At 63.3% G+C, this 12,272-nt stretch carries 14 protein-coding genes and 1 pseudogene; 5 read left to right on the top strand and 10 right to left on the bottom strand.

Annotated features, from left to right (window positions below):
• Positions 1 to 179 (top strand): annotated as a pseudogene (locus J7E82_RS13725) (IS30 family transposase); the annotation flags it as partial.
• A gap of 154 nt (positions 180 to 333) precedes the next feature.
• Here the strand turns inward: J7E82_RS13725 and ccsB are convergent.
• The 5 genes from ccsB to J7E82_RS13700 are packed head-to-tail and all read right to left on the bottom strand — an operon-like array spanning position 334 to position 5,172.
• Entirely contained in the window at positions 334 to 1,428 is a 1,095-nt protein-coding gene (gene ccsB, locus J7E82_RS13720) for a c-type cytochrome biogenesis protein CcsB (RefSeq protein ID WP_214863573.1), read from the bottom strand.
• Positions 1,428 to 3,110, bottom strand: a complete 1,683-nt coding sequence (locus tag J7E82_RS13715; RefSeq protein WP_214863572.1) for a cytochrome c biogenesis protein ResB — start codon at positions 3,108 to 3,110, stop codon at positions 1,428 to 1,430. The genes ccsB and J7E82_RS13715 overlap by 1 nt, the downstream gene beginning before the upstream one ends.
• Complete coding sequence (locus J7E82_RS13710) at positions 3,110 to 3,865, bottom strand: cytochrome c biogenesis CcdA family protein (protein WP_214863570.1); 756 nt, start codon at positions 3,863 to 3,865, stop codon at positions 3,110 to 3,112. Before J7E82_RS13710 ends, J7E82_RS13715 begins: the two co-directional genes overlap by 1 nt.
• A 14-nt stretch (positions 3,866 to 3,879) precedes the next feature.
• Positions 3,880 to 4,503, bottom strand: coding sequence for a TlpA disulfide reductase family protein (locus tag J7E82_RS13705; protein WP_214863568.1), 624 nt, complete (start codon positions 4,501 to 4,503; stop codon positions 3,880 to 3,882).
• A gap of 3 nt (positions 4,504 to 4,506) precedes the next feature.
• Entirely contained in the window at positions 4,507 to 5,172 is a 666-nt protein-coding gene (locus J7E82_RS13700; RefSeq protein ID WP_214863566.1) for a histidine phosphatase family protein, read from the bottom strand.
• A 201-nt stretch (positions 5,173 to 5,373) separates the two neighbouring features.
• On the opposite strand from J7E82_RS13700, the gene J7E82_RS13695 reads away from it, so the two are divergent.
• The 3 genes from J7E82_RS13695 (at position 5,374) to J7E82_RS13685 (ending at position 7,975) form a co-directional block, all read left to right on the top strand.
• Positions 5,374 to 5,922 (top strand): YceI family protein, encoded by a 549-nt coding sequence (locus tag J7E82_RS13695; RefSeq protein WP_214863564.1) that lies wholly within the window; start codon positions 5,374 to 5,376, stop codon positions 5,920 to 5,922.
• Between the two features lie 421 nt (positions 5,923 to 6,343).
• The gene (locus J7E82_RS13690; RefSeq protein ID WP_251041873.1) at positions 6,344 to 6,817 is read left to right on the top strand and encodes a hypothetical protein; all 474 of its coding nucleotides are present in this window, start codon (positions 6,344 to 6,346) and stop codon (positions 6,815 to 6,817) included.
• Positions 6,818 to 7,153: 336 nt separating this feature from the next.
• Positions 7,154 to 7,975 carry a hypothetical protein gene (locus J7E82_RS13685; protein ID WP_214863561.1) on the top strand — a complete coding sequence of 274 codons (822 nt, stop codon included), beginning with the start codon at positions 7,154 to 7,156 and terminating at the stop codon, positions 7,973 to 7,975.
• A gap of 76 nt (positions 7,976 to 8,051) precedes the next feature.
• Here J7E82_RS13685 and J7E82_RS13680 read toward each other — a convergent pair whose 3' ends face one another.
• Positions 8,052 to 8,747, bottom strand: a complete 696-nt coding sequence (locus J7E82_RS13680; RefSeq protein WP_374223618.1) for a redox-sensing transcriptional repressor Rex — start codon at positions 8,745 to 8,747, stop codon at positions 8,052 to 8,054.
• A gap of 97 nt (positions 8,748 to 8,844) precedes the next feature.
• Positions 8,845 to 9,099: a glutaredoxin family protein gene (locus tag J7E82_RS13675; RefSeq protein ID WP_214863557.1), complete on the bottom strand. Its 255-nt coding sequence runs from the start codon at positions 9,097 to 9,099 to the stop codon at positions 8,845 to 8,847.
• A gap of 112 nt (positions 9,100 to 9,211) precedes the next feature.
• On the opposite strand from J7E82_RS13675, the gene J7E82_RS13670 reads away from it, so the two are divergent.
• Complete coding sequence (locus tag J7E82_RS13670; protein WP_214863555.1) at positions 9,212 to 10,030, top strand: HAD family phosphatase; 819 nt, start codon at positions 9,212 to 9,214, stop codon at positions 10,028 to 10,030.
• A gap of 224 nt (positions 10,031 to 10,254) precedes the next feature.
• Here the strand turns inward: J7E82_RS13670 and J7E82_RS13665 are convergent, their stop codons facing one another.
• The 3 genes from J7E82_RS13665 to J7E82_RS13655 all read right to left on the bottom strand — a co-directional run bounded on the left by J7E82_RS13665 (position 10,255) and on the right by J7E82_RS13655 (position 12,034).
• Complete coding sequence (locus J7E82_RS13665; protein WP_003792170.1) at positions 10,255 to 10,353, bottom strand: 30S ribosomal protein bS22; 99 nt, start codon at positions 10,351 to 10,353, stop codon at positions 10,255 to 10,257.
• A 174-nt stretch (positions 10,354 to 10,527) separates the two neighbouring features.
• Positions 10,528 to 10,740 (bottom strand): helix-turn-helix domain-containing protein, encoded by a 213-nt coding sequence (locus tag J7E82_RS13660; protein WP_214863553.1) that lies wholly within the window; start codon positions 10,738 to 10,740, stop codon positions 10,528 to 10,530.
• Positions 10,741 to 10,891: 151 nt separating this feature from the next.
• Positions 10,892 to 12,034, bottom strand: a complete 1,143-nt coding sequence (locus J7E82_RS13655) for a 3-deoxy-7-phosphoheptulonate synthase (protein WP_214863551.1) — start codon at positions 12,032 to 12,034, stop codon at positions 10,892 to 10,894.
• Positions 12,035 to 12,272: the final 238 nt, after the last annotated feature.

The following is a 12,272-nucleotide window of genomic DNA, read 5'->3' as shown; positions in this document are numbered from 1 at the left end:
GCACCAACGAGAACACCAACCGGCTCCTGAGGTTCTGGTTCGAAAAGGGCACCGACCTTTCCGTCCACACCCCGAAAGACCTCCGCCGAGTCGCCGCCACACTCAACCGCCGGCCCCGGCCCACCCTGAACCTGCAAACCCCAGCCAACCGGCTCAACGAACTGCTGCTGGCAGCCTAAACCCCAGCGTTGCCCCGACTACTTGACTCCGCCCGCTCATAACGACAACAACTGCGAGTCAGTTGGGTGGGGCGGGGCAGGCAGGTGAGCTCGGGCAGGCAGGTGAGCTCGGGCAGGCAGGTGAGCGCGGGGGCGCCGCTCGGCCAAGCGCGGGCTAAAGCCCCGAGTACGAATGCAAGCCGTTGAAGAACTGGTTCACGATGGTGAAGTTGAAGATCACGCACAGGTAGCCCACGATCGACAGCCAGGCCGCACGCGTTCCTGTCCAGCCACGGGTTGCGCGGGCGTGCAGGTAGCCCGCGTAGACCACCCAGATCACGAACGTCCAGACTTCCTTCGTGTCCCAGCCCCAGAAGCGGCCCCAGGCCTTCTCGGCCCAGATAGCGCCGAACATGAGGGTGAAAGTCCAGCCCACGAAAGCGATGGCGTTGATGCGGTAGGACAAGTTCTCCAGGCTCAGCGCATTCGGCACCAGGCGCATGAAGCCGAGCTTGTCCTCGCCCCCCGCTGCCAGGGTCTTTTGCCGGTGCGCCTGCACCAACTGCAGCGCTGACATCGCGAAGGTCAGCGTGAACAGCGCCGAGGATAGCACCGCGATGGAGACGTGGATAATGAGCCAGTAGCTCTGCAGTGCCGGCACGAGGTGGCCCACGGGCGTCCAGTAGGCAACGGAGGCCGCTACCAGCATGATGACCGCCAGCCCGATGACGAACGTGCCCAGGAAGCGCAGGTCCCGGCGGATGAGCGCCAGCAGGAAGACGACGACGGCCACGAACGCACCGGTGGTCAGGAACTCGTACATGTTGCCCCACGGCACCCGCCCTGCACCGAAGGCGCGGGTGAGCACACCTGCTGCGTGGATGCCCGCACCCAGGACCGTCAGGGCCACGGCGACGCGGGCTGGAACGCGACGTTCCGCCGCATAGCGCATCTCGCCGTCGGCGGTGCCGCCCACTGCGGCGTTCGACGACGACGGGCGGGCAGCACGGTAAGCCGGCCCACCGGCGTCGGGCGCTGCGGCCTTCGACGCACTGCCTGCCACCGCATCCGCAGCCACCGAACCCGCAGCCACTGGCTGCTTGGCTTCCACTGATGCGGCCTGCGCCGCCTTCTGGTCCACAGCCTGCAGCGTCTTGCTGCTCTTGGCGAGGTCCCAGGCGAAGGCGATGAACGCCACCGTGTAGGTGCCGGCAGCCAGCAGCATGAAGAGCTCGCTGTACTGGCCCAGGGTTTCGTTGATGGGGAACATTACTGGTCCTTCTTACTGGAGGAAGAGACGGTTTCGGCAGCCGATGCGGCAGGATCGCCGTCCTGCCATTCGTTGCTGAGCAGTTCGCGGATGGTCGCAGCTTCACCGGCGAGTCTGTGGTCCTCGCCGCGGGCCAGGAGGCCGTACTCCACCATGGTCCGCCCGTCGTCATGCCTGCCGGTCCGGACCCAGACCCTGCGGCGGTTCACGTAGAGCGACACGACGAGTCCGGCCACGGCGAGCAGCGCGAACACGAGGGCGTACACCTGCCCCGGGTTGTGGTGGATGTCGACGCCGATGTACCGCTTCACGCCGTCGAAGCTGATGGTGCCCTTACCGTCGGGCAGAGTGTAGGTGCCGCCCGGGGCCAGGGTGATGCCGCCCGCGGGCAGGTCCCGGCCGTTGAGTTGCTTGAGGTCCTTGACGTCGAGTTCGAAGACGTTCTGCGGAACGCCCTTGTCCAGGCCAAGATCGCCATAATAGGAGTTCAGGCTGAGTTGCGGGTTGAACAGCTCGGGATCGGCGCTGAACGAGATGCCCTGCTCGGTGAGGTAGGCCGTGGGCAGGAAGAAGCCCACAAAGCCCAACTGCTCCGGCTTGGCATCCGGAACCTTGATCACCACCGACGAGTAGTAGTTGTCCCCCTGCAGCTTGGCGACCACCGGACCTTGCAGCGCCACGTTGCCTTCACCGTCGCGGACGGTGACCACGGGCGCGTAGCCGTTGCCCGTGAGGTAGATGCTGGTGCCACCCAGGCTGACAGGGTCATTGACCTTCAGCTTCTGTTCCTGGGCCTGCGCGTCCGGGGACTCCTTGGTGGTGACCGAGGCCGTAAAGTCGATCGGCTGGCCGAAGTGCTTGGGAGATTCGCGGTCGAACTGGATGTCGAACTTGTCCAGCTGGATGGAATACGGCTGGAGCTGGCTGCTCTGGAAGTTGGTGCCCGGGGTGAACTGGTCGTAGCCCACCAGCGTGTTCACAAAGGTGTCGCCCTCTACCAGGATGCGCTGGCCGCTGTAGCCGAACAGCCCGCCGACGGCGACGGACACCAGCACGCCGATCAGCGAGGTGTGAAAGACGAGGTTGCCCACTTCCTTGAGGAAGCCGCGCTCGGCTCCGAGGGAAGGCATGGCGCCGTCGACGTCCCGGACGTCCACGCGGTAGCCGCGTCGCTTGAGCAGCTCTGCGGCATCAGTGATAGCGCGCGACGCCGGGATCCCGGCGTCGGCGGGCAGCACCATGGTGCCGTACTCGGGAAGCCTGGAAAGGCGCTTTGGCGTCCGTGGCGGCTGGGAGCGCATCGCCTTGTAGTGCACGATTGCGCGAGGCACCACGCAGCCGATGAGGGAAATGAACAGCAGGATGTAGATCGCCGAGAACCACACCGAGGAATAGACGTCGTAGAGCTGCAGGGCGTCCAGGATCTTGCCGTAATCCGGGTGGTCCTTGATGTACTGCGTCACCACGGAAGGGTTGACTGGGCGCTGCGGGAACAGGGAGCCGGGGACGGCCGCCACCGCAAGGAGCAGGAGGAGGAACAGCGCGGTCCGCATGCTGGTGAGCTGCGTCCAGGACCAGCGCAGCATCCCCTTGAAGCCGAGGGAAGGGACAGCGGCGTCGGCCTTCGCCTGATCGAGGGCGTCCTCGGAACGGTTGTGGTTGGCTTTCACTCGCTCGCTCATCAGATCGGCAACTTTACGTCGGTTTGGAACCAGTACTGCAGCTCGGTCACCCAGGCACCCCAGACCCCGGTGGCCATCAGCACGCCCAGGAGGATCAGGATGCCTCCGCCGATTCGCTGGATGGCGAGGCGATGCTTGCGGAAGAACGCCATGACGCCCATGCCCCTGCGGACGGCGAGGGCGATCAGGAGGAACGGGATCCCGAGGCCCAGGCTGTAGACGAAGGCCAGGAACGCGCCCTTGGCCGCCGACGATCCGCCCGAGAGACTCAGGAGCTGCACCGCCGAATAGGTGGGGCCGATGCAGGGCGCCCAGCCAAGACCGAAGGTGATACCCAGCAGGGGCGCGCCCCACAGGCCGGCCGGGGGTTTGGCATGGATTTTCGCGTCGCGCTGCAGGAAGCCGAAGCCGCCCAGGAACACGATTCCCATGATGATGACCAGGATGCCCAGCAACTGGGTGATCCACGCGTTCTGCGGCCCCGTCATCAATGTGCCGAGCTGGCCGAAGGCGCCGCCGAGGAGGACGAAGATGGCCGCGAAGCCGAGGACGAACAGGCCGATCCCGGCGAGCATCCGCCCGCGCTTCTGCCGCTGGAGATCGACGCCGGTGAGTCCCGTAACGTACCCGAGGTAGCCCGGGACAAGCGGCAGGACACAAGGCGACAGGAAGGAAACGAGTCCTGCGAGCAGAGCCACGGGGATGGCGAGCAGGAGGGACCCGTTAAGGATGGTCTCGGCGAAGGGGCTGTTCACAGGTATTCGGCCGCCTACTCGGCTACCGTGGACGCGATGAGGGCCTTCAGCGTGCCCTTCTGGATTTCGCCCAGGACCCGGGACGCGACCCGACCCTGCTTGTCCAGGATCAGGGTAGTGGGCACGGCTCCCGGAGGAACGATGCCGGAGACGGACAGCAGTACCGCGCCGTCCTTGTCATTGAAGCTGGGGTACGTGAGGTTGAACGTCTTTTCGAAGGCCTCGGCCGTTGCCTTCTCGTCACGCAGGTTGACGCCGTAGAAGCTGACGCCCTGTTCCTTGAACTCCTGGTGGAGGCCTTCGAGCACGGGAGCCTCTACCCGGCAGGGTGCGCAGGCAGCAAACCAGAAGTTCAGGACGGTGACCTTGCCGAGGAAGTCCTGGGGTTGCACGGTTGTGCCGTCAAAGAGCGTTCCCTTGATGGCGACCGGCGCTTTGCGATCCGCCACTGCAAACTCAGTGACGGAGCCATCGCCCGCCACATAGTTCTTGTTGTCGCCGGCTTTCGCCTGCTTGGCGAGGGCGTCTTCCTGGGCGCAGGCGGACAGGCCAATGGTGAGGGCGGTAAGCGCCACTCCGCCGGCAGCAAGAACACTGCGGCGTGAGGCTTGGGTACCTCCGGAAAGGCTGCGAGCCATGGGCTATGCCCCCGGGGTGCTGGCAGCACCAGGAAGGAGGGCCGCAGCGGGCTCTGTATACTCCACGCGAAGGATGCGGCCGTCGTCGTCGAATACCAGCGACGTCAAGGACGTCAGCGTGCACTCACGCTTGCGGGGGTCGTGCCACAGCGGGCGTCCTTCGACACTGAGCCGGGTTGCCCAAATAGGGAGCTGGTGGCTGACCATGATTGCCTCCGCACGGTCGCCACCGAGTTCGATGGCCCGGAGCCGTGCATCATTCGCTGCCGCCAAGACCCTGGCCGCCTGGTCCCGATAGGGCTCTCCCCAGGAAGGGCGCAGCGGATTGCGAAGGTGCGCCCAGTGCCTGGGCTTGAGGAGCTCGTACCTATTGACCTTCAGGCCCTCGAAGTGGTTGCCTGCCTCAATGATGCGTTCCTCGGTGTGGATCTCCAGGTTCAGGGCATGCGCAGTTGGCATGGCCGTTTCCTGGGCGCGGGTCAGCGGAGAGGCAACCAGATACGCGATCTTTGCGCCCGTCCGTGCGCGCGCGGTGAAGTATTCAGCAAGAACCTCCGCCATTCGCTGCCCACGTTCGGACAGATGGAATTCGGGCAGCCTGCCATACAGGACGCCTGCGGGATTGTGGACCTCGCCATGGCGGAGCAGATGGACAGTTGCTTGGGGCATGTTTACCAGTTTCTCAAAGATGGCGGGCGATCTGAAATCTTCTACCGAAAGTAGAACCCAAGAATTCAGGGAAATGTTCCCAATGAGGGAATAAAGCATGCAAACGCATGTTTATACTGGATGAAGAGTTTACTTGAAACTACAACGAAGATGGACCCGGGATCTCCGGGAACCCTCACCCAAGACCAAAGGAGCAACATCATGACCCTCCCCGCCAACGTCACCACCGGTGTCTGGACCCTCGACAACTCCCACAGCGAAATTTCCTTCACTGTCCGCCACGCCGGGATCAGCAAGGTCCGGGGCGTGTTCAAGGATGCCGAAGCAACGCTGGAAGTCGGCGAGTCGCTGGCGTCCTCCAAGGTCAACGCGAAGATTCGGACCGCCAGCTTCGACTCCGGCGACCCCAATCGTGATGCGCATGTCAAGGGGGAGGACTTCTTCGACGTCGAGAAGTACCCGGAGATCACCTTTGTTTCGCGCCACATTCGCGCCAATGGTGAGAGCTTCGACCTGGTGGGCGACCTCACCATCAAGGGCGTCACCAAGGAGGTCACCATCGAGACCGAATTCAATGGCGTCGCCGTCGATCCTTTCGGCAACACCCGTGCAGGCATTTCCGGTGAGACCACGATCAGCCGCAAGGACTTTGGCCTGACCTGGAACGCCGTTCTTGAAGCCGGCGGCGTGCTGGTCAGCGACAAGGTAGTCATCAACCTCGAACTGGCCTTCATCGCCCCCTCGGCCTAAATTCGATCGGCCTATCGGCGAAGCCTGGCCTGGACCCCAGCCTTAACGGCGCTTCCCCGACCGAGTCCTTCATAATCCGCTTGTGCACGACGGCGGCCAGTGAGGGATTCGGGAGGGTGGAGGCGCCGTTTCGTATTGAGCGATGTAACCCGGCAATTGTTCGGCACGTACCCCATAGGTCCCGTCGAATTGGCTCAAAATTTCCTATGATTCCGCCAATCGCGGGTCTACAGTGAGAGCCATGAGTAACCCAAACGAAGTACCTCCGCCTCAAGAGCCAGGTGCACAACCGCAGCCTGGCAATGTTCCTCCTGCGGGATATCAGACTCCGCAGGGTTACCAGCAGCCTCAGGGCTATCAACAGCCGGCCTATCAGCAGCCCGCGCCGTCAGCGCAGCCCGCTGGGGGTTTGCACTTCGAAATGCCCACGGATCGTCCTAAGAGTTTCAGCGACGTCATGCCCAAGGGCGGCTTCTCCGGCATGTTCAATGTGACTGGCATGCCCACCGAGCTCAAAGTCTCCTACTGGATCTGGCTGATTGGCGGTTTCCTGGGCATTCTGTTCGGGATCATCGGCTTCTTTGGTTCGATGGTCCTACTGTCTATGGCCCCCGGCTTCGGCGCGATTGTCCTGCTATTCGTACTCATCGCTATCGTGCTTGCCGCGGCGCAGGTCGTCCTGGCCATGAAGATGAAGGAAGGCCAAGAGTGGGCGCGGCTCGCGCTGACGATCCTGGCCGCCGTTTCATTGCTCCTGACCATCATCGGTGCCGCGAGTATGGGCGGACAGGGTGGCGGCAACTACTTCGGCTTCATTCTGAGCGTCGCGGCTACGGTTCTCATGTGGCTTCCGAATTCACAGAGCTGGTTCAAGTCGGTAAAGGGCGCCGTCTAGGCGACGCCAAGAGGCAAGGGCTGGTTCCATTTTTGCCAGACGAAGGCCGCGCCAGGGCTCCCCGGGGTGCCCGTCGCGGCCTTTCCCTTTGCCTCGGCCGCTGGGCAGCCCGGGCTCCCGTTGCTTCGCCCCGGCCGATCCCCCGGCTGCGCTGGCTTTGCCCCGGCTGCGCTGGCCTCCCTTTGCACGATTGCAGCTACGTTCGCCGTGAGAATACTTCCCGGGAATGATCCCTCCCGGTCGCCAGGCGTTATACCGTGGACGTAAGCCATGCTGGGGGCAGGGGTATTTGCTGGACCCGGCATCCATGCACGTCGTAACTAGCAAAGGACAGCCATGAGCAATCCTCCCGTCCCGCCGTCGAACCCGGACGACTCCAGATCGCCTGAACAGCCCGAGTACGGCAAGTCCGAAAATGGCCAGACCGGCCAGCCGCAATACGGACAGGAAACACCCCAGTACGGCCAGCCCCAGTTCGGCCAGCAGGCACCCCAGTACGGTCAGCAGGCGCCGCAGCAGGCACCCCAGTATGGGCAGCCTCAGTACGGACAGCAGGCACCCCAGTACGGTCAGCAGGCGCCGCAGTATGGGCAGCCCCAGTACGGCCAGGGAGGCTGGCCGAGCCAACAGGCAGGGTGGCCGAGTCAGCAGGCTTCAACCACATCTGATGTTCCGCCGCTGGTTAACACCGCATTCCTGATGATACTGGCGGCCGGAATACTGAATTTCATCAGCTCCATCGTGCTTGCCACATCGGGGGCGGACTCGTTCTACGCGCTGTTGGAGCAATCCGCGGCCCAGCAGGGGCAGGAACTCCCTCCTGGAACCTTTGAAGGCATGCAGGGTGGGCTCCTTATAGGGGCCATCGTGGGCGGGCTTATCACCTTGGGTCTCTATGCGCTGGTCGCTTTCCCGGTCCGGAAGGGCAAGAATTGGGCAAGAATACTTGGAACGGTATTCGCCGCAATTTCCCTTCTGGGGCTGTTGGGCGGAGCCTTCATGTTTGGCGCCTTGTACGGCACCATCCAGCTAATCACCATCCTGCTGGGTGTCGCAGCCATAGTGCTGCTCTACTTGCCGGGCGCCTCACCGTATTTCCAGAAGAACCAGCCGTTCGCCAACCCCTACAGCCAGCCGGGGAACCCGTACGGCCGCTGACCAGCGGCAAGGGGTAGCGGAGGGGAAAGCAGCACCAACTCGCGGGCGCAGTCCCGGTCAGGTCAGACGACTCAGGTCAGACGGCTTGGCCCGGGGTCTGCGTCCGTTGTGCATGGTAGGCCAGGATCTGCAGTTCGGTGGCCATGTCCACCTTCCGCAGGTTGACGTGCGGCGGCACTTGCAGCAGGACAGGAGCGAAGCTGAGGATACTGCGGATGCCGGCAGCAATGACTCGATCGCACACGGATTGGGCAACAGCGGCAGGCAATGCCAGCACCACCATGTTGGTCCCGGTCCTTTCCAGGACGGGTTCAAGGTCTGCAACATCACTGACGCGCAGCCAGCCGACCTCGTTGCCGATCACCATCTGATCGGCGTCGAAAATGGCCACCACGTCAAAGCCCCTTGATTCGAAGCCGCCATAACGGGCAAGGGCCTTGCCCAGGTTACCGGCACCGACAATCGCGACCTTCCAGTCGTGAGTCAGGCCCAATGCCGCGGCGATGTGGCGGCTCAGATACTGCACTTCGTAACCCACGCCCCGGGTGCCATACGAGCCCACGTAGGACAGGTCCTTACGAAGAGTGGAGGAGCTGACTCCTGAAGCTTCGGCAAGCGCTTCGGACGATACGCGCTCCACGCCTTCGGCAAGCAGGGAGTTCAAAGCGCGCAGATAGAGAGTCATCCGGGCCACCGCCGCGGGCGGTATCTGCTTCGCAGCAGACTCCGGCTCCCCTGAGTCCGCCTCGGCGGAAGAGTCCAGCGCAGTCACGATTTTCTCCATTGTGTCGCTTGTGCTTTCCACTCTAGAGCCCAGTTACACCAGCGAACAAAGCCGGCATTCCGCGATGGGCGCCCTAGGATCCCAACTAGGATCCCAGCGCCTTGGCCAGCACCCGGGCCAGGTGTTTCTCGTCGATCTTCCAGAAGTCGCGCTGCACGCCGTCGACCAGCACCACGGGGATCTCTTCGGCGTACCGCGCGCGTAGCTGCTCGTCGTCGTCAATCGACTGTTCCCGCCACTGCAGGCCAAGCGAGGCGGTGACACGTTCCACGGCGTCACGCGCCTCGGTGCAGAGGTGGCAGTCAGCTTTGGTGAGGAGAACGACGTCGGGCGTTGGCATGCTTCCACGGTAGCCGCCCCTCACGGGCTGCGTCGACGCGGCCGCCGTCGAAGCCCTGGGCCCTAAGGTCACATAACCCAGGCCGACGGGGCCGATTGACTAGACTCGATGCATGCCCGACGAGAAGAACGCCCCCGGGGCGCTGGCGCCGCTTGCAACGCAGCAACACGGCGAAGCCGCTTTCTTCGACGTCGACAACACCCTCATGAAGGGTGCCAGCCTCTTCCATGTCGCGCGAAAAATGTACGAGCGCAAGGCCTTCACCCTGTCGCAAGCAGCAGGATTCGCCTGGAAACAGGTCAAGTTCATCCTGCGCGGCGAAAACATGGACGACGTCCATGCTGTCCGCGATTCTGCCCTGACGCTGGCCGCCGGCATCACGGTGGAAGACATCAAAGTGCTGGGCGAAGAAGTCTACGACGAGATGATCGAATCCAGGATTTGGCCTGGAGCCAAGGCACTGGCTGACCAGCATCTTCGGGTTGGCCGCAAAGTCTGGCTGGTGACTGCCACGCCCATTGAGGTGGCCAGCGTGATCGCCTCGCGGCTAGGGCTCAACGGAGCCCTAGGAACGGTGGGCGAGATCGAGGACGGCACCTATACGGGCCGGCTCGTCGGTGACATCCTGCATGGCCCAGCGAAGGCCATCGCGGTGCAACTTGTGGCGGAGGCCGAGGGGCTGGAACTGCAGCGCTGCTGGGCGTACAGCGACTCCTACAATGACATTCCCCTGCTCACCCTCGTGGGCCATCCAGTGGCCATCAATCCGGACAACAGGCTTCGGCGCCATGCCCGCGAACACAACTGGCCCGTTTATGACTTCCGGTCAGGCAGGCGAGCCGCCACCTTCGGCCTGAAGGCAGCCACCCTGGGCGGCGCAGTCTACGGACTATGGAGAGGCTTCGCCCGCTTCCGAGGCCCCCGCCTCTAAGACAAAGGTGAGAGAGCGACCTCAAAAAGACGCCCAAAGGTGAGAGAGCGACCTCAAAAAGACGCCCAAAGGTAACGGAGCGTCAATGCCGACGGCGGTCTTTCGCAAAGGAGCGCATCGCACCCGACCGGCGAGGAAGTCGCCCAGACACGGCAGAGACGCGGGCATGCAAAAATGCCCGCCACCTGGACAGGCAGCGGGCATTGACGCTTGTGGAAGTATTCCTACTTCTTGTTGCGACGCTGGTGGCGAGTCTTGCGAAGCAGCTTACGGTGCTTCTTCTTGGCCATACGCTTGCGGCGCTTCTTAATAACTGAACCCACGAAAGTTCCTCACAACTAGATGAAGTTCCTGTCTGTTGGGGAAAGTCCGCGGACAGAGCAGCAGACAGAACAACTGACAGATTCTTACAATGACGTAAAACGATCCTTAACAGGGTAACGCCTATCCCGGGCCACGTTTGACCACCATGGTCCTTGGAACGGGCGGTCAGCTCCCTAAGCGGTGTCCGACTGGCCCTCCACCACAGCCCCCTTGAGGTACTGCTCGACGGCCTGCTCGGGTACCCGGTATGAACGGCCAAAACGCACGGCCGGCAGTTCTCCGGAGTGGACGAGACGGTACACGGTCATTTTGGAAACGCGCAGGACTTCGGCCACCTCGGCCACAGTCAAGAAGCGCGCATTCGAGAAGTTAGTCTCTGCGGACATTTCCCTTATTCCTTTGCTTACGGCTTAGTAAACGGCTTTCCCCCATGGTTACTGCGAGCGGTGTGCCGATGCTGAGCCATCAAACAACCATGTGCTAGATACTCTAGATGCAGATGTGGCTGTTGTGAAAGTCTCCCCTGCAACTGCCCGCCTAGGCCGGCTCAGCCGTGCGGCGCTTACGGGCTGAGGCGGCCAGCTGGTCCAGGACGGAGACCGTAACGTCCCATTCCATGCAGGCGTCCGTGACACTTTGGCCGTAGACCAGCTGGTCCTTCCCTGCGGCATGCTGCTCCACGTCCAGGTTCTGGGCTCCGCCCACGAGGAAGCTCTCCAGCATCACGCCGGCGATCGGCGATGCCGGGTCCGCCTCGAGCTGCGCCCCGATTTCGAGGGCCACTTCCGCCTGGCGGTGGTGGCTCTTGCCGCTGTTGGCGTGGCTGGCATCGACGATTAGCCAAGGGTTAAGGCCCTTGTCGGCAAGCTTGGCGGAGGCCTCGGCAACCTCGCCTGCGGAGTAGTTCGGTCCCTTGCGTCCGCCCCGCAGGATCACGTGCGTGTCGGGGTTGCCCGCAGTCTCCACGAGCGCCGCCTTGCCGTCGCTGTCGATGCCTAGGAAGGCCTGGCTGGCGGCAGCGGCACCGCAAGCGTCGATGGCCACCTGGAGGTCGCCGTCGGTGCCGTTCTTGAAGCCGATCGGCATGGAAAGGCCGGAGGCCAGCTGCCGGTGGATCTGGCTTTCTGTGGTCCGCGCACCAATCGCACCCCAGGAGACGACGTCTGCCATGTACTGGGGGCTGATGGGCTCGAGGAATTCCGTGGCTGTGGGCAGTCCCAGTGCTGTGACCTGCTGCAGGAACCCGCGCGCTGCCCGCAGGCCGCCCGCGATGTCGTGGCTGCCGTCGAGGTGGGGATCGTTGATGAGGCCCTTCCAGCCCACGGTAGTGCGCGGCTTCTCGAAGTACGTGCGCATGACCACCAGCAGGTCTTCCTTGTGCTTCTCGGCCTGGCTCACCAGCCTCCGGGCGTATTCCAGGCCCGCCTTGGGGTCGTGGATGGAACACGGACCGACAATAACCAGGAGGCGGTCGTCCACACCGTCCATGATGGCCCGTACCTCGTCGCGGCCACGCTCGACGACGGACGCCGCGGCATCGGTCAGGGGAAGCTCGTCGATCATTTCGCCGGGAGTGGGCAGGGGCTCAAAGCGGCTGACGCGGAGGTTGGAGGTGGAAGCGCGGGCGGCGGGCGCTGATGAGTCGATGCTCGAGTTGACGTCTGCAGTGGTGCTGGTCATGGATTGGGTCCTGTTCCGGGAATGGAGCGGGCCCGATCAGAACCCGCCTGGATACGGCGAAGGGCAGAGAATGATCTCTGCCCTGTTGGCTCTGAAGGAAAGTTGGATGCGTGTCAGTTAGACGCGGGCCCCTCCAGAGCCAACGAAAAATACGCATACCAACGGTTAGTCATAGGCCATACCTTAGCCGCAGCTTTCGCAGTGCGCCAAATCGGGGTCCAGTCTGTGGACCCCGGGC

The sequence above is a fragment of the Arthrobacter sp. ISL-30 genome (genome assembly GCF_018613855.1).
In the GTDB taxonomy this organism is placed as follows: Bacteria; Actinomycetota; Actinomycetes; order Actinomycetales; family Micrococcaceae; genus Arthrobacter.
Note: the sequence above shows the minus strand (reverse complement) of the source record. Positions and strands in the feature narration are given on the sequence as shown.